The following is a 17,413-nucleotide window of genomic DNA, read 5'->3' on the forward strand; positions in this document are numbered from 1 at the left end:
GATGTCCTTGCTTCCGCTCTATCAACAGGTTGAACAACAAGAATGGATCGATATTCCATCAGGTTGGCTACAAGGCCGGACAGTGTTTGGCGGGTTGATTGCCGGACTGATGATCCAAAAGGCGCTGAGTACGGTACAAGATGCAGCAAAACAACTGTTAAGCTGTAACATCACTTTTGTCGGCCCAGTGCAACAAGGACGAGCCAGACTCAGTGCTGAAATATTACGTGAAGGAAAATCAGTCACGACTTTAGAAATCCGACTCTGGCAGGATGATGCGGTACAAAGTATTTTGGTGGCCAGTTTTGGCCTACAACGTGAATCGCGGATTCATGTGCAAAACTTACCTACAGTTCCTGACTATCCAACGGCCGAACAACTGGATAAAACCTTCTATATTGAGGGGTTAATGCCCGAATGTTTACAGCAATTTGAATTGTGTTGGGCAGAAGGGAGTTATCCAATGGCAGGCAGTAAGGTGCCTGATTTTGGTGGCTGGGGGCGGTTTGCACCTAGTTTGCATCCAAACCGTAACATGCAATTGGCAGATCTGTTTGCACTCATGGATGTCTGGCCACCTGGGGTTTTACCCATGTTTAAAACGCCTGCACCAGCCAGCTCCTTGACTTGGCAGATTACCTATTTGCAGCCGATTGTGGATCAAATTCAAGATTGGTTTAAATACAAAGTTGTGACTGAATATGCAGAACATGGTTATTCAACGGAATATGCGTATATCTGGGATCGTGAAAACCGCTTAATTGCGGTACTTAGACAGACAGTTGCCGTTTTTGCCTAGTCGACACTGCGGTGCATTTCGTATAAAGTTGCTTACACATGGATAATCTCGGCACATCCTTTGTGCGACATGCATATTTGATGCGAACAACATGGCGGTGTTTATGAGTACAGGGCAAATCCTGAACATTCCTAATATTTTAACTTTGGCACGTATTGCCCTAATTCCTGTTTTCTTGGTGATTGCTTATTGGCCACCGGCAATTGGAATTGCTGAGCATCATGGGGGAATGATGCGTCATCTGATACTGACAGCGGTATTTGTACTTGCTGCGGTGACAGATTGGTTGGATGGCTATTTGGCACGAACTTTAAATCAAAGCTCTGCTTTTGGGCGGTTCCTTGATCCAGTCGCAGATAAGTTGATGGTTGCAGCAGCACTGATTGTATTGGTGCAATGGCAGCCAAATATTTCAATGGCTTTTGCTGCGATTGTAATTATTTCGCGAGAGATTACCGTTTCTGCGCTACGTGAGTGGATGGCAGAGTTAGGTGCTCGTACCAGTGTTGCGGTGTCGACTGTTGGAAAATACAAAACAGCTTTCCAAATGATTGCGATTAGTGTGTTCTTATTGAACTGGAAGCCTTTGGAAATATGGGCCTATGCCTTACTGTACGCTGCTGTGATTCTCACCCTATGGTCGATGTTTATTTATTTGAAAGCAGCATGGCCGTACTTAAAACAGCCTTAATCGTATTACAAAGCTAATATTTAAAAAGCCTTCTAGAAAGAGGGCTTTTTTATTGCCTGATGAATGGCTAGACAAGAAAAAAGCCCATACAACGATGAGCTTAGTTCTCTGAGGAAAGCCATGCTCTTTTGGGAGAGTATGCTGAAGAACATAATCATCATATGAGAATTTGCTGAAATTTACAACCGTGTAAAATGTAAATGTTTTTTAATATTCTCAAATGGGGTTGCCTTGGTTCTCAGACAGTGTTGCAAATTTATGTTCAATTTGAGCCGCATTATTTTGCAAAATTTCAATTAACTTTTGAATGTTGATGAAGTCAAAACGATTCTTTGAAGCCACTAATGTGAGCGCAATCGGCGCTTCTTTGTTGGAGAAACGGATCGGCACAGACAAACTGCACAGTTGAGGATCGATTTCACCTTGGGATAAGTAGAAGCCCTGTTTTTTGATTTTCCGCATGTGCTGGATGAATTCATCCTGAGTCTGAGCAAATCCAACTTGTGCCAATTCTTTTGAAAACTGCTGATAATAGGCTTGAATACGTTGCTTGCTTAAATGTGCAATCACGATCTTGGGCGAAGCACCGACGTAAACAGGGCGTGGACAACCTCGGCCAAAAGAGAGTAATTCGGCATCTTTAAAGGTCTCATGATGTAGGTCGATACAATAATCATGATTTAAATAGGTTAATAAGCAGCACAGTTCGGTACGTTCCACGATATCGCGCATAAAGGGAATACTGATCTGAACCAGAGGATCAGTGCTATGTGAAATATAATCTAAAACGGCAATTTTAGAGCCGAGTGTATAGTCACCTGATGTGCCACTAATTCGTTTTAAGATGTCCGTCGAAACCAGTTCTTTGAGATAACGATAGGCGGTAGGTTTGGATAGCGCAAGCTCATCACAAATGATATCGACATTGATAATCGGACGTGAAACTGAAAATAAATCCAGCACAGTAAGAATTTTACCAAAACTCGAAATTGCCATGATGGGACGCCTACTCCTTACAAAATAACGTGAAAACCGAACTTTTATTGCTTTATAACAGAAAAGCGAAAGGTCGTGTATGTACTTTTAAATCTGATCATCCGAGATCAATCGTTTAGGGTGAATACTGAGAAAAATGATAAATTTTATTGTGATTATTTTAAATTAAAATGAAAAATTATCAAATGGTGATAATTTATGTTGACTAATTTACTCGATTTTGAAAAAATAAGCTATGCAATGTCTTATGTGGATAATTATTTTTAGCTGAAAATGCCTAAAAATGCTAAGTCTTGCAGATCACTCCTTATATCCAGTTTCACTCATCGCACTTGCCCTGATCTGAATTGTTTCAAATCAGTCTGGAGAGCTTGTCACTTTTTTAGTGATGACATGCGTGATTAAACTGACGCTGAACCGAGACATACTCATGCTATTTAAACAGCTGTTGGCTTTTAGACCGAGTCGGCTTGACCTCATCTTTGCCTGCAAAACATTTGTAGCAGGCATGTTGGCACTGTTTATTTCGTTTGAATTAGATTTGATTAATCCAATGTGGTCGATTGGTACGGTGTTGATTATTGCCAGTCCCTATTCGGGGATGGTGTCTTCAAAATGTGTCTATCGCTTGGTTGGAACGGTCGCAGGGGCCATGATTGCCTTGTTTTTGACCCCCCATTTTATTAATACCCCTTGGTTATTTACCATTATTTTGTCCTTGTGGGTGGGCTTTGCACTCTACGTCTCTTTACTTGATCGGACACCACGAAGCTATGTATTCATGCTAGCGGGTTATTCAACCGCCATGATTGTGTATAACGCGATTACCTATATTGATACCTATAATATTTTTGATATTGCCTTGGCTCGTGTGCTTGAAATTTCTGTGGGGGTGATTTCAACCGCCGTGGTTTCAGCAACCTTTTTCCCTGTGCATGTCGGTGCAATGATTAAACAGCGGGTTAATAAAACCCTGAATGATTTGGAAAGTACCTTTGAAAAGCTGATCACTGTTCAAGAAACACCAGAAAACTATACGCAAATTTTGTCGGTGATTACCCGTGATACAGCTGATATTCATGCTTTAGCCGTACATTTGGCTTATGAAAAAGGCGAGTTAAAGGGCATGACCAAAACCTTGCAGGAAATGCTGCACCAGGTGTCATTGGTGGTGGCCAATCTGGTGGCTTTATCGCAACGGGTGAAACAACTTGAACAAATGCAATTGAGCAATCTTAGGCCGCATTTAAATCGTATCCGCCAAGATACATTGGCTTTTTTAAAGCAAGAGCGCATGGTTCAACCCAGTGATTTGCAGGGTTTACCCACTAGATTCGAAGAAGATTTTGCCGAGCTGATTGCGCAAGCCACAGCTGAACAGCAAATTGTATTGGGTGCCTTGAAGATGGACGTTCGCCACTTTATTGCCAATATGCTGGCGGTGAAATTGATTTGGCAGCAGATTCAGCAAGGTAATAAAGAGATTCCAACTGAAATTACTGCCATCACCACCAAGTATCCGAGTTTGCATCGGGATCATGGCATTGCCATTCGTGGTGGCATCAGTGCGGTGTTGATTACTTTTATTGTGACCGCAGCTTGGATTCTTTCGGGCTGGAAAGCAGGCTTTATGATGGCGCAGATGGGTGCGATTACGGCCTGTATCTTAACGGCCTTGGATAATCCTGTACCTGTATTACGTATTTTTATTTGGGGCAGCATTGTCTCGGCGGGTTTAGTTTTCATCTATGCTTTTGGGATCTTCCCGCATATCACTCATTTCTGGCAATTGGCATTGGTGCTATTTCCTGTATTTCTGGTTGCGGTCACCATGATGGCCAATCAAATGCTGATGCCTGTAGGAATGGTACTGGGGATCAATACCATGATGGGGCTGAACCTACACAACAAATACACCATGGATGCCGTGTCTTATCTGGATAGTTCCTTTGCCATGGTGTTAGGCGTTTTGGTGTCCCTGATTGTGATTGATTTGGTGCGAGCGGTTTCACCAGATACCAGTGCGACGCGAATTTTAGCTTTGCATTATCAGGCAATGCGCCAAGCCTTGCATTTGTCTTATGGCAGTGATTTTAAAATTCATTTACGCAGTATGCTCGACCGTGTCGGGGTATTAAATACCAAGATGGTGCAGAACCCTGAGGTAAAAACAGCGATTCAAAATGCATTGGTTGAAAGTAGTTCGATTGTTGATTTAGTCCGTTTACAGGAAATTAGCCAAAAATTGCCACAATTGTTGGAACTACAAAATGGCTTGAACCAGTTACAACAGCAGTTGGCAGATTATTTTCAAAGCCAAGAAAAGCAACTTTCAATTCATCATTTTCCGATTCAGATTGTGCAACAAATAGAACGTTTACAAGACATCTCTCATCAGATTGAAGATGTGCAGTTGCGGCAACGGCTGCTCATTTCACTGAATAATATTTGTGAAAGTATTGGTCATGTCTCAATCGAACAGATGTATTCGGACAGATATGGTTTAGGGGTATCTCATGGGTGAAATGAATCTGTATGGGGTTTATATCCCAATCCTTTTGGTACAAGCCATTGTTGCTTATGTGCTGTTTAAGCTACTCAGCCCCTTGGTTGATCGTTTGGTCATCAAAGGCTGGATTGCATTGCCCAGTATTTTCAATTTGTGCTTTTACTTGGGTTTGATGCTACTGGTGCATTGTCTGTTTGTTTGGCTGTGGGCCTGAGGTCTTGAACAAAATGCTCATTCTAAAATTTAATGATTTAAAGAAAGGTGGTAGAGGTAATAAACATGAGTGCATTTGATGTAAGAAAAGTTATACGTCCAATTGTATTGCTGGTTGCAGTTGTGATTGCCGTTTACACCATCGTGCATTTATGGAATTACTACAATGCAGCACCGTGGACACGTGATGGGCGTATCCGTGGTGATGTGATTCAGGTTGCTTCTGATGTGAATGGTTTGGTGACTGAAGTCTTGGTACAAGATAACCAGACGGTAAAAAAAGGGCAGGTTCTGTTCAAGATTGATGTGGCACGTCAGGCTTTGGATGTTGAACAAGCCAAGTCAGATCTTGCCAAAGCCAAAGCAGGTTTAGCACAAGCACATGCAAATTTAGCAGGTTCGAAAGCGAGCTTAGTGAAAACTGAAGCCAATATGAAACTGGCTGAAAAAAATGCAGCACGTTATGCCAGCTTGATGGATGGTGCGATTTCTAAACAAGAGCAAGATCAGGTTTTTGCGACCCGCGATCAAGCTGTTGCTGAGCGTGAGCAGCTCAGTGCCAGTATTGAGCAAGCCAATGCTGCCATTCAACAGCAGCAAGCATTAATCGAAGTGGCAACCAGCAGTCTACATTTGGCTGAGTTGAATCTTAATCGTTCTGAAGTGGTTGCACCTGCGGATGGCACCTTGTCGAACTTTGACTTACGGGTGGGAAATTATGTGAAGGTGGGGCAAGCGGTTGCGGCTTTATTAGACCGTCATCAGCTCTATGTCGTCGGTTATTTTGAAGAGACTAAACTGAACCGTATTCATGTCGGTGATGCTGCAACCGTACAGTTGATGGGTGATAAGCAAAGAATTCGCGGTCATGTGCAAGGTATTGCTAGCGGGATTGAAGATCGTGAGCGTTCTGGCAGTTCAAACTTATTGGCCAATGTGAATCCAACCTTTAGTTGGGTGCGTTTAGCACAACGTGTACCAGTGAAAATTGTGTTGGATGAGCAGCCGAAAAATCCATTGGCCTTTGTTTCTGGGCGGACGGCAACAGTTAGAATTATCGAGAAGTAATTCAATTAAGGTTAAAAATCTTATTTTATTCGTGAAACGTGCTTTGAGTTTCGCATAATCGCCTAGTGGTATTCATAGTACTAGGCGATTGAATTTTATGGGGATATTTTTAAGGTGTAATTCCAACTGGGTCGCGATACCAGCTCTGAATCAATAGCGCCGCTGCAAAGCTATCAGCCGATAAACGTTTTGCCTGACCTTTACTTTGATAAAATTCGAGTTCTTCTCTGGCTTCCCGTGTGGTTAGGCGTTCATCTACCATCCAAGTTTCAATATTGGTTTGGTGGCGTAAACGACGAGCGAATTTTCGCGCCCGAGCAGACAGTTCAGATTCACTATCATCCATATTCAGTGGTAAGCCCACGATAAATAAATTGGGTTGCCATTCTTTGACAATCTTTAATAATTTATCCCAGTCTGGAATACCATCTTTCATTGGAAATAATGGTAGGGGATTGCTACTTTCAATACTGGATTGACCCATCGCCATCCCCATTTTTTGGGTACCAAAGTCAAAAGCCATGATGGATTGAGGTATTTGCATATCAGGCATGGCCAATCTCAGAAGCAAACCACGTGCGGTCTACCCCAATTTTCTTGTAAGCAGCATCCCAGCGATCGTGATAAGGCAAATTAAAAATTAAATCCATATCCGACTCACAGATCAGCCAATCTCCCCGTATCATTTCTTCTTCGAGCTGATTCTTACTCCAGCTGGCGTAACCCAAGGCAATTTGATAACGTCCAACACCTTCGTTATGTGCAATCGCATCCAGAATATCTTTACTGGTGGTGATACAGACATTTTCACCAATCGCAATGGATGAATGCCATGTCGGCTGACCAGTATGCAGCACAAATCCAGCTTCTGGGCGCAATGGACCACCTTGCAACACAGCATGAGGATGTACGTTATCTGCATCAATCTCTAAATCATTGAGTAATTCTTTGATTTGTAAGTCTGAAGGTCGGTTGATAATGATGCCTTGAGCGCCGTCTTCGTCATGGCGAGCAATATAGATGACTGTATTGGCAAAAAAGTCATCTGCCATGTCTGGTGGAGCGATGAGACAACGGTGAGTTAAGTATTGTTTCGTCACCTAGGCGATTCTCCATCAATGTATTGTGTTGATTTATCTATATAGGTTCTTTTTATCAACATACAAGAGTTAATCGGATTTCGCCAATCTTTTTCTGAAATTTTATCGCTTTAATTAGGCCGTTTGGAACTTAAGCTGACGCAGTTGGCGTGCATGTTGTAAGGTGGTTTCGCTAATTTCGACCCCGCCAGACATGCGGGCCAATTCGAGGATACGCTGTTCCTCTCCCAACTCGATGATGGTACTGCTGGCTGGATCAGTCTGTTGCTTCTTCACCAATAAATGTTGATCAGACTGTGCCGCAACTTGTGCCTGATGTGTGATACACAATAATTGGACATGTTGTGCCAGATCAGCCAGTAAACGACCAACCACTTCTGCTGTGCCACCACTTATTCCTACATCAATTTCATCAAAGACCAGCACTTCTGCATCGGTTTTTTCTGCATTCATCACTTGCATTACCAGCGCAATACGAGATAACTCACCACCTGATGCAACGCGTGCCAATGGTTGTGGTGGAATCCCTTTATTTGCAGTAAAGAGAAGCTGAATAAAGCTCAGACCTTCTGCATTAGGTTCCTGTGGCTCAAATTTAAACTCAAAATGTGCTTCAGGGAGTGCCAATGGTTTTACTTGTTCCGTCAGTTGTTTCGCCAATGGAATTGCGGCCGCACGGCGAATTTCATCCAGATGTTGCGCAGCTTGTATAAATGCCTGATATGAAACTTCAACTTGTTCGGCCAGCGTTTCTGGATCTTCAAGTTGATGCAGTTGCTCTAATTCTTGCTGCCAAGTTTCATATTCTTGTTTCAGTAATTCCGGTTGAGTGCGATGTTTACGTGCTAGACGATGGAAGACTTCGAGGGTCGCATTCAACTGTTCCATGCGTTCAGGGTCAAAGCTTTGACGATCAATAAACTGACGCAAACTTGCGGTTGCATCGTCTATTTCGCTTTGTGCATTTAATAAAGAGTTATAAATATTGGCTAACTGTTCGCTACGACCTGCATGAGATTCTAAGCGACGAATGATTGAGGCAACTTCTTGGGTGATATTTTGTTCCGCTTCATCCAAGACATTGAGGCTATAACTACAGTCCTGCATGATATGTTCATGATGGCTGAGACGATCAAATTCTTGTTCTGTTTCGCGATAATCGGTTTGAACAACCTCTTCAAGTTCTTCTATTTGAGACTCGAGGCTTTGTATTTTTTGAATGCGGGTCGCTTGTGCATCTAAAGCGGCTTGATGTTGACGAATATTTCGTTGCCATGTGCTATAGGCATCACGGACTGCTTGCGAAGGTTCGGCAAAATTATGATAACGATCGAGCCAATGTTTTGGATAAGGCGGTTCGAGTAATTGTTGCTGGCTGTGCTGACTATAGAGTTGAACTAGTAAACGTCCGATTTCTTTGAGTTCTGCCAAGCTGCTTGGGCGGCCATTAATCCACGCTTTGCTGCGACCTGTGGCAAAAATCACACGTCTTAAATGGATTTCACCTGAATCATCATCCAATTCATGTTCGGTGAGCCAATGTGCTTCCGCACTTTGGGGCTGATAACTGAACACAGCGGTAACATCGGCTTTGTCTGCACCATAACGCACATAATTGGTATCAGTGCGTTCACCTAAGCATGCTGAAAGTGCATCTAACAGTAATGATTTTCCCGCACCAGTTTCACCAGTCAGCACATTGAAGCCTTGTTCAATGTCTAAAGCCAGATGGTCGGCGAGTGCAAAATTAATTAAAGTTAAATGGGTGAGCATAAACGCATCCAATGCACGGAATCTTTTGCTTAAAGATAGAGAAGTTTTAAAGTGACGACAAGAGCGGAATACAGGATTTTCCTGATTTACTGAGGAATTGCTGATTGTTTGTAAGTTTAAGAGAACGTTTCACTTTGTATTTCTGAGTCATGGGTAAAAAAGCGGTAGGCCTTATGCTTAGCTCTTGCGATCAGTAAAAAGTTGTTTGTCTTGCGCGTGGGTAATGCTTAGCTTTATTAATCCTCTTCATTCGTAGTATAGCTGCTCGTCTTCTTGCGGAACTTGAACGTTCCTCAGGACAAAGCTTCGCTTTGTTAATCCTCGTCACTCGTAGCATAGCTACTTGTCTTGCGCTCGGACAAAGCGTTGCTTTGTTAATCCTCGCTCAGGTATGAAAATTGCTATGTTTAGCCTAGAAAATGGATTGATTAGTTGTCACGGCACAATTAAACTACGTCCAGCATAATCTAATATAAATGCGGCATTATTTGGAGAGTACGCATGAGTTCAGTGCAATTTGATCATGTAACGGTCATTAAGAAATCGAATGTGTATTTTGGTGGGGCGTGTATTAGCCATACTGTACAATTTGAAGATGGTACAAAAAAGACTTTAGGTGTTATTTTACCTACTGAACAAGCGTTAACGTTCGAAACACATGTGCCAGAGCGTATGGAAATTATTTCTGGTGAATGTCGTGTCAAAATCGCAGATAGCACTGAAAGTGAATTATTCCGCGCAGGTCAGTCTTTTTATGTACCTGGAAATAGCATGTTTCACATTGAAGCAGATGAAGTACTCGATTATGTCTGCCATTTAGAAGGTTAACCTATTCCTTCTTAAATCGAGTACACTACGCTCAAAGAAAATCCTGTAAAGTTCCTTTGCAGGATTTTTATTTTTTTAAAATTCCCTAATACCCTCTTGATAAAAGAGGAGCTTCTAAACGAGGTCGTTCATGGCAAAACCCGAATATTATTATGGCGTTCATTCAGTTGAGTCATTGTTGGAGTTGGAGCCTGAACGCGTTTTGACTTTATTTACATTGAAAGGTCGTGATGATCAGCGTTTGCAAAAAATTTTGCAGTTGGCAGAGCCTTTTGGTATCAGTGTACAAAAAGCCAGTCGTGATAGCTTGGAAAAGCTTGCAGGGCTACCATTTCATCAAGGTGTAGTGGCCGCTGTGCGTCCACATCCAACCTTAAATGAAAAAGATTTGGACGAAATCATGCAACAGTCGCCAGATGCATTGTTATTGGCGCTTGACCAAGTGACTGATCCGCATAATCTGGGCGCATGTATTCGTACTGCGGCTGCGATGGGTGTTCAGGCGGTGATTGTTCCCCGTGATCGTTCAGCCAGTTTAACCCCGACAGCACGTAAAGTTGCAGCAGGCGGCGCTGAAAAAGTGAAATTTATTCAAGTCACTAACCTCGCTCGGACCCTAGCGCATTTAAAAGACACCACTCATACCCGTGTGATCGGGACGATGCTGGATGAGAAAGCATTGCCGATACAACAATGTGATTTCAAAGGTCCTGTCGTGATTGTGATGGGTGCAGAAGATACGGGACTTCGTCCAATTACTCAGTCACAATGTGATCATACCGTTTATATTCCAATGTCTGGTGATCTACAAAGTCTGAATGTCAGTGTGGCAACAGGTATGGCACTTTATGAGGCGTGTCGTCAGCGTAGTGCTGTATAATTTAGCCAAATGTTGGCAATGTAAACTCAGATGACCATCCGTACGCAAGGCTATTTCTTTGTCTTTATTACTATGTGTATTTGGGGCGGATTTACCATTTTTTCCCGTCTCAATGCACATTGGCATGTCAGTGTCTGGGATCTGGTGGCAATGCGCTTTGCGATTGCTTCTTTGATTCTGCTCCCAGTCTTAATCTATAAAAAAGATTTCGCATTTTTGTGGGATTCACGTCCAATCATTTTGGCACTGATCGGTGGCTTGGTTTATTGTCTCACCGTCTATAACGCTTTTTTACATGCGCCAGCAGCGCATGCCGCTATCTTTCTCAATGGTTGTATTCCCTTGTGTACCGCTGTGGCTGCTTATGTATTATTTAGACAGCCTTTTGATAAACACACTTGGTTCAGTTTGATAATTATGATGGCAGCTTTGATGCTGATGAGTTATCTCATGCTGCATGATCAAGCTTCGGCATTAGGCGTAGGAGATTTACTACTTTTTATCAGTGCAGTGTGGTGGGGGATTTTTACAGTATTGCTGAAACAATGGAAATTATCAGCTTGGCATGCAACCGCTGGCGTGGTGATTTGGTCGGCGATTATTTATTTACCGATTTATATTTTATTTATTCCTAAGCATTTTCAAGATGCAGCTCCTGTACATTTATTGATTCAAGGGCTGTTTCATGGTGTCTTGGTGGTGATCGTGGCAACGTTGACTTATGTAGCTGCGATTGAGCGTTTGGGTGCATTTAAGACCGGCAGCATTGTCACATTGGCACCATTTATTGCTGCTGCTGTGGCAGTTCCTTTATTGAATGAGCCGCTGAATGCCGCGATTGTGTGTGGCTTGATCGGGATGGGAGTCGGTGCACTACAGCCATGGCGATGGCTGCGTAAAGACACTTTAGCGACTCAACTCGCTAAACAGAAGCAAGGCTAAAAAGCGTGTTCTGCACGCTGTAAGTAGCTGAAATGCAGTGGTTTGAGTTGTTGGTGTAAATGTTCTAATAGACCATCATTGAGGACAATATCATCTGCCAATTGTTGTTTTTGGGTACGAGACATTTGCGCTGCAATAATCTTTCGGATTTGTTCTTCGCTTTGTCCATCACGTTGGCTGGCACGTTGTAGTTGTGTTTGCTCATCAGCATCGACCAGTAAAGTATGTTGGACCAGTTCATGTTGATTGGTTTCAAATAAGAGTGGTGAAACCAAAATCACATATGGGCTTTCAGCTTGTTGTAATTGCTGAATAATCGACTGACGAATGGCCGGATGGGTAATGTTTTCTAAGTTTTGACGTGCTTCTGGAAATTGGAAGATATGTTCACGGAGTGCACGCCGATCGAGACTACCATCTTCCAATAAGACCCAATCCCCAAAAGCATCTTGAATTGACTTCAAGGTCGGTTGGCCGGGTTCAACCACTTCTCGGGCTACTACATCTGCATCGACCACGGCAATACCTTGGGATTCAAACCATTGGGTCGCAGCAGATTTACCACTTCCAATACCGCCTGTGATTCCCAAGATAAAACGCATATTAACCACCTAGATAGACTTTCATAATTTGATCACCCCATAAAAAGGCAATCCAGCCTGCAATGGCGATATATGGGCCAAATGCAAAAGGCTGATTTTCACCGCGCACTTTTATCAAGATAATACCAATAATTGCGCCAAGCATTGAAGAGAGTAGCACAATTAAAGGCAGCAGCATTGGCCCCATCCAAGCGCCTAAGGCTGCAAGGAGTTTGAAGTCACCGTAGCCCATACCTTCCTTGCCTGTAATCAGTTTAAAAATATAATAAACAATCCAAAGGCACAGGAAACCAATTAAATAACCCCAAATTGCGGCACTGGCTGTCGTGTAAATCGCATAGCTATTTATTCCCAAACCTAAAGCGGCTAAGGGTAGGGTAAAACGATCAGGCAGCAGTTGGGTGTCAAAATCAATAAACGTTAAGGCAATCAGTACCCAAGTTAATATTAGACCAAACAGCATTTGGATGGTTGCACCGAAGACTGCAACTACAACCAAAGAACAGATCATCGTGAGTAATTCAATCAGTGGATAACGGATACTGATCGGATTCTGGCACGTCCCACATTTACCACGAAGAGCTAACCAACTAATCACTGGGATATTTTGATACCAACGAATAGGCGAGTCACATTTCGGACAGGTTGAGGCTGGTTGGCTTAAAGTCAGTTTACTTTGATCAATGATGGGTTGTTCTGGGTGTAACAGCATTTGACATTCTTGCTGCCACTCCTGCTCCATCATGCGGGGAGTACGAAAAATGACAACATTTAAAAAACTGCCAATACATAAGCTGAAAATCCCAACTGCAATATAAAGTGCAGTTAGGTTCTCGAGAAAATAAGAAAATAAAGATTGCATTTAAGTACCAAATTATCCGACAACTGAGCCCATTTGGAAGATTGGCAAGTACATGGCAATGACCAGACCACCCACTAGTACACCAAGAATCGCCATGATTAAAGGCTCCATCATTGAAGTTAAGCCATCCACCGCATTGTCGACTTCATTTTCATAATGTGTCGCGACTTTGTCCAACATGCTGTCTAGGGCACCAGACTCTTCGCCAATTGCGACCATTTGAATCGCCATCGACGGAAAACGGTTAGAAACACGCATCGCAAATTGTAATTGTTGGCCTGTTGCCACATCTTCACGAATTTTCATGACGGCTTCTTCATAAACGACGTTATTGGTGGCTCCCGCAGTAGATTCAAGTGCATCAATCAACGGAACCCCAGCGGCAAATGTCGTCGCAAGCGTACGGCTATAACGGGCAATAATGGCTTTGTAGACCAAATCCCCAAAGATAGGTGCTCTGAGTGCCATTTTGTCCAATAAGTCGCGGAATTTTTTACTCCGTTTTTTTGCCTCCATAAATGCAGCAATGATCGTACCAATCACGATAATCAGAATAAACCAGTATTCTTGCATCCACTTGGACATATTCACGACCATTTTGGTAAAGGCAGGAAGGTCGGCACCAAAAGAGCTAAATAAGTCTTGGAAAACTGGTACCACTTTGACCATCAAGATAATCGTCACAATCACAGCAACCACAATGACCGAGATAGGATATTTCATGGCTTTTTTAATTTTTTGTTTCAGTAACTCACTCTTTTCCTTATAGATCGCAACGCGATCAAGCATGGTTTCAAGCGCCCCCGACTGTTCACCCGACTCAACCAAAGAACAAAATAGATTATCAAAGTATTGAGGGTATTTTTTGAGTGCGCCTGCAAAGGTATTACCCCCTTCGACTTCGCCTTTGATTCCAAGTACCACCTCACGCATAGATGGATTTTCTAATCCCTCCGCCACGATTTCAAAGCCTTGAACTAACGGTACCCCAGCTTTCATCATAGTCGCTAATTGACGGGTAAAGATGGTGATATCCAAAGTTGTAACTTTTTTCTTCATAAAACCTTCGAGAATATTTTTACGCTTTTCTCGAATATTTTTAATCGTTACCCCTTGTTTACGTAATGTAACTTTAGCCAAAGCCATATTACGTGCTGGTAATTCCCCTTTAATTTTTGCCCCTTTCCGGTCGACCCCTTCATAAGCAAAAGTTGGCATCATTTGCGCTTTTTTAGCTGCCATGATTGTTAATCCTTTTTATTGATTTTATTCACTTGTTACTCGATTGATTTCTTGCAAAGAGGTAATTCCCTGCATGACTTTTTTCAAACCTGAACGACGTAGATTATTAAACCCTGCTTGCTCTGATGCAGCCGCAATTTGTAAGGCATTGCCATCTTCCATAATAATTTTAGAAATTTCTGGTGTGACTTTCATCACCTCATAAATCCCCACGCGACCTTTATAGCCTTCACGGCACTCAGCACAACCGATGGGTTGAAAAATTTGGAATTCTGGATGATTTAAATCCTGTTCCGTAAAGCCGAGCTCTAGTAAGCTTTGTTTGGGGACTTCGATGGCTTCTTTACATTGCCCACATAAACGTCGTGCCAAACGTTGTGCAATCACCAGATTGACAGAAGTTGCGATATTGAAAGAAGGGACGCCCATATTACGTAAACGAGTCAGTGTCTCAGGTGCACTATTGGTATGCAGGGTTGACATCACCATATGACCTGTTTGTGCGGCTTTAATTGCAATTTCAGCTGTTTCTAAGTCACGAATCTCCCCGACCATGATCACGTCTGGATCTTGACGTAAAAAGGCTTTTAGGGCAGCAGAGAAGGTGAGTCCTGTTTTGGGATTCACGTTAACTTGGTTAATCCCTTCTAAGTTGATTTCAACAGGATCTTCGGCGGTCGAAATATTGGTGTCTTCGGTATTCAGGATATTTAAACCTGTATACAAAGAGACAGTTTTACCAGAGCCCGTTGGACCTGTAATCAATAGCATGCCTTGGGGCTTATCCAGTGCTTCCATAAATAAGGCTTTTTGCTCATCCTCATAACCGAGTGCTTCAATCCCCAACATGGCACTGGATGGATCGAGAATACGTAACACCAACTTTTCGCCAAACAAAGTTGGCAGTGAGTTGACACGGAAATCGATGGCTTTGGTCTTGGAAAGTTTAAGTTTAATACGTCCATCTTGAGGCATTCGTTTTTCAGAAATGTCCATTTGTGACATGACTTTTAAACGAGAAGCGAGACGAGTGGCCATTTGTAAAGGCGGATTGGTAATTTGACGGAGTACGCCATCGACACGATAGCGGACACGGTACATTTTTTCATAAGGTTCGAAATGTAAATCGGATGCCCCCATACGAATCGCATCAATCAACAGTTTATTAATGTATTTGACAATTGGAGACTCATCGCCTTGTGGTGCCTCATCCTCTTCTTTGCTTGAATCTTGATTCACATCAATATCTAGATCAAAGTCTTCACTTTCACCAAAATCGAAACTGCCGGAATCACCAAACTGCTGTTCAATCAGTTTTTCAAGTTTTGTGTGCTCAACAATGATGGGCTCAATATTGAGTTTGGTATTAAAGCGAATGGCATCTAATGCTTCAATATTGGTCGGATTGCTGGTCGCGACATATAAAATTTGCCCACGTTGTAGTAACGGCGCAACTTTATGTTTCTGAATGAGTTTGTTATCTGCCAGATCGCGAGGTAGCAAAGCCGTATCGTATACAGCCAGATCGAAAAGTGGTTCACCGAATTCGGCTGCAATCGTTTCAGCAATGGTTAGGGGAGATAAACGATGCTGTTCAATCAGATGTGCAACGATGTCTTGTTGTGCTTTTTTAGCCGCATCAATTGCGGTTTGCATGGTTGTGGTGGACATGTGTCCATCTTCAACCAACCGTCGAATAAACCCCGAAAACTTTGGAGACGTATGTAATCCTGACATCTGTCCGCCTTATGACAATAAATGTTTATAATATGTATTCTAAAAATTATACTTTTGTTATGCAAAAATACTACTACAGAAAGTGTTGTTTTTGCCTTGATTCATAGCGAAAACTTTGAACTGATCGAGTTTTTTGCAAATTAATTTTCTTTCAGTGAATTAAATCTTGTCCATAATCAAATTAATTCAATTGTGGCAAGCTTTAAATTTTACACTGAAACACCATAATATTATGACGGTAGAATAGCAGCTTTTACTGATCTTTATGATTTTTAGTCATTTATACATCAGTAAAAGAAAAAACTGAATTTTATAAAAATCCGTGTAAAATATGCAGCATTTTTGAGAAATTAACAGTGGGTGGGCGAAGTATGTCGAACTCGAGCATTACTCCTTGGGTTGTTGGCAATTGGAAAATGAATCCAATGCATGCGAATGCTTTCCAATTAGTAGAAGAATTTAAACAGTTATTACAACAGGAAGATATTGCAGCTGAGCAATGTCATATTGGTGTTGCGCCAATTGCAATCTCGTTAAGCGGCATTCAAACACAATTTAAAGATGCAGCGAGAACGATTTATACGGTTGCGCAAGATGTTTCTCGTGTCGCAGGTACAGGTGCCTATACAGGTGAAGTGAGCGCCGAACTGTTAAAAGACAGTGGTATTGAATTTGTTTTAATTGGGCATTCTGAACGTCGTGAATTATTTGGCGATGATGTCGAAATTTTAAAAGCTAAATTACAAAATGCATTAACAGCTGGTTTGACTGTCATTTATTGCGTGGGCGAAAGCTTAGAGCAACGTGAACAGGGTGCAGCAGAACAAGTGGTATTACAACAAATTTGTGATATGGCCGCTGTAGTAAAAACTGAACAATGGCAAAATATTGTGGTAGCGTATGAGCCTATTTGGGCAATCGGAACAGGGAAGACGGCTTCTCCTGCTGATGCTCAAGCCATGCATGCAAAAATTCGTGAAGGTCTAAAGCAAATCACGGCATTTGGTGCTGAGATGGCGATTCTGTATGGTGGCAGTGTAAAAGCTGAAAATGCAGTTGAATTGGCAGCATGTCCAGATATTAATGGTGCTTTGGTTGGTGGTGCGTCTTTAAATGCACAATCGTTTTACCAAATCGCAAAAGCATTTGCACAAAGCAAATAACGAGGAGT

17 protein-coding genes are annotated in these 17,413 nt (G+C 42.3%); 9 read left to right on the forward strand and 8 right to left on the reverse strand.

Annotated features, from left to right (window positions below; all coding sequences use genetic code 11):
- Position 1: 1 nt before the first annotated feature.
- Positions 2 to 799, forward strand: coding sequence for a thioesterase family protein (locus A7P54_RS17855; protein WP_004802286.1), 798 nt, complete (start codon positions 2 to 4; stop codon positions 797 to 799).
- Positions 800 to 902: 103 nt separating this feature from the next.
- A complete protein-coding gene (gene pgsA, locus A7P54_RS17860; protein ID WP_004802289.1) occupies positions 903 to 1,490 on the forward strand; it encodes a CDP-diacylglycerol--glycerol-3-phosphate 3-phosphatidyltransferase in 588 nt (195 codons plus the stop codon).
- Positions 1,491 to 1,706: 216 nt separating this feature from the next.
- Here the strand turns inward: pgsA and A7P54_RS17865 are convergent, their stop codons facing one another.
- Positions 1,707 to 2,486, reverse strand: a complete 780-nt coding sequence (locus tag A7P54_RS17865; protein ID WP_033134013.1) for an IclR family transcriptional regulator C-terminal domain-containing protein — start codon at positions 2,484 to 2,486, stop codon at positions 1,707 to 1,709.
- A 430-nt stretch (positions 2,487 to 2,916) separates the two neighbouring features.
- On the opposite strand from A7P54_RS17865, the gene A7P54_RS17870 reads away from it, so the two are divergent.
- From A7P54_RS17870 to A7P54_RS17880, 3 genes are all read left to right on the forward strand, one after another.
- Complete coding sequence (locus tag A7P54_RS17870) at positions 2,917 to 5,010, forward strand: FUSC family protein (protein ID WP_171550472.1); 2,094 nt, start codon at positions 2,917 to 2,919, stop codon at positions 5,008 to 5,010.
- Positions 5,003 to 5,209 carry a DUF1656 domain-containing protein gene (locus A7P54_RS17875; RefSeq protein WP_004802293.1) on the forward strand — a complete coding sequence of 69 codons (207 nt, stop codon included), beginning with the start codon at positions 5,003 to 5,005 and terminating at the stop codon, positions 5,207 to 5,209. Before A7P54_RS17870 ends, A7P54_RS17875 begins: the two co-directional genes overlap by 8 nt.
- 65 nt (positions 5,210 to 5,274) lie before the next feature.
- Positions 5,275 to 6,276: an HlyD family secretion protein gene (locus A7P54_RS17880; RefSeq protein WP_171550380.1), complete on the forward strand. Its 1,002-nt coding sequence runs from the start codon at positions 5,275 to 5,277 to the stop codon at positions 6,274 to 6,276.
- Positions 6,277 to 6,385: 109 nt separating this feature from the next.
- Here the strand turns inward: A7P54_RS17880 and ruvX are convergent, their stop codons facing one another.
- From ruvX to recN, 3 genes are all read right to left on the reverse strand, one after another.
- Positions 6,386 to 6,829 carry a Holliday junction resolvase RuvX gene (gene ruvX, locus A7P54_RS17885; RefSeq protein ID WP_171550381.1) on the reverse strand — a complete coding sequence of 148 codons (444 nt, stop codon included), beginning with the start codon at positions 6,827 to 6,829 and terminating at the stop codon, positions 6,386 to 6,388.
- Positions 6,822 to 7,376: a YqgE/AlgH family protein gene (locus A7P54_RS17890; RefSeq protein ID WP_004802298.1), complete on the reverse strand. Its 555-nt coding sequence runs from the start codon at positions 7,374 to 7,376 to the stop codon at positions 6,822 to 6,824. Before A7P54_RS17890 ends, ruvX begins: the two co-directional genes overlap by 8 nt.
- A gap of 114 nt (positions 7,377 to 7,490) precedes the next feature.
- Positions 7,491 to 9,149: a DNA repair protein RecN gene (gene recN / locus A7P54_RS17895; RefSeq protein WP_171550382.1), complete on the reverse strand. Its 1,659-nt coding sequence runs from the start codon at positions 9,147 to 9,149 to the stop codon at positions 7,491 to 7,493.
- 501 nt (positions 9,150 to 9,650) lie between these two features.
- Between recN and A7P54_RS17900 the strand changes: the two genes are divergently transcribed.
- The 3 genes from A7P54_RS17900 to A7P54_RS17910 all read left to right on the forward strand — a co-directional run bounded on the left by A7P54_RS17900 (position 9,651) and on the right by A7P54_RS17910 (position 11,799).
- Positions 9,651 to 9,977, forward strand: a complete 327-nt coding sequence (locus A7P54_RS17900; protein ID WP_004802302.1) for a pyrimidine/purine nucleoside phosphorylase — start codon at positions 9,651 to 9,653, stop codon at positions 9,975 to 9,977.
- Positions 9,978 to 10,107: 130 nt separating this feature from the next.
- Positions 10,108 to 10,857 (forward strand): 23S rRNA (guanosine(2251)-2'-O)-methyltransferase RlmB, encoded by a 750-nt coding sequence (rlmB, locus tag A7P54_RS17905; RefSeq protein ID WP_004802304.1) that lies wholly within the window; start codon positions 10,108 to 10,110, stop codon positions 10,855 to 10,857.
- Between the two features lie 30 nt (positions 10,858 to 10,887).
- Entirely contained in the window at positions 10,888 to 11,799 is a 912-nt protein-coding gene (locus tag A7P54_RS17910) for a DMT family transporter (protein WP_171550383.1), read from the forward strand.
- On the opposite strand, the gene coaE is transcribed toward A7P54_RS17910, so the two are convergent.
- From coaE to pilB, 4 genes are read right to left on the reverse strand one after another with little or no spacing between them, the layout of a single operon-like run.
- Positions 11,796 to 12,401: a dephospho-CoA kinase gene (coaE, locus tag A7P54_RS17915; protein ID WP_171550384.1), complete on the reverse strand. Its 606-nt coding sequence runs from the start codon at positions 12,399 to 12,401 to the stop codon at positions 11,796 to 11,798. The two genes, A7P54_RS17910 and coaE, sit on opposite strands and share 4 nt — an antisense overlap.
- Before the next feature lies 1 nt (position 12,402).
- Positions 12,403 to 13,263, reverse strand: coding sequence for an A24 family peptidase (locus A7P54_RS17920; RefSeq protein WP_171550385.1), 861 nt, complete (start codon positions 13,261 to 13,263; stop codon positions 12,403 to 12,405).
- 12 nt (positions 13,264 to 13,275) lie between these two features.
- Complete coding sequence (locus tag A7P54_RS17925) at positions 13,276 to 14,505, reverse strand: type II secretion system F family protein (RefSeq protein WP_171550386.1); 1,230 nt, start codon at positions 14,503 to 14,505, stop codon at positions 13,276 to 13,278.
- 24 nt (positions 14,506 to 14,529) lie between these two features.
- Positions 14,530 to 16,242 (reverse strand): type IV-A pilus assembly ATPase PilB, encoded by a 1,713-nt coding sequence (gene pilB / locus A7P54_RS17930; protein WP_171550387.1) that lies wholly within the window; start codon positions 16,240 to 16,242, stop codon positions 14,530 to 14,532.
- A gap of 371 nt (positions 16,243 to 16,613) precedes the next feature.
- Here pilB and tpiA point away from each other — a divergent pair, with 371 nt between their 5' ends.
- Entirely contained in the window at positions 16,614 to 17,405 is a 792-nt protein-coding gene (gene tpiA, locus A7P54_RS17935; protein ID WP_171550388.1) for a triose-phosphate isomerase, read from the forward strand.
- The last annotated feature ends 8 nt before the right edge of the window (positions 17,406 to 17,413 follow it).

Origin of the sequence: Acinetobacter sp. Ac_3412, from assembly GCF_013072675.1 — a bacterium.
Classification (GTDB): Bacteria; Pseudomonadota; Gammaproteobacteria; order Pseudomonadales; family Moraxellaceae; genus Acinetobacter; species Acinetobacter higginsii.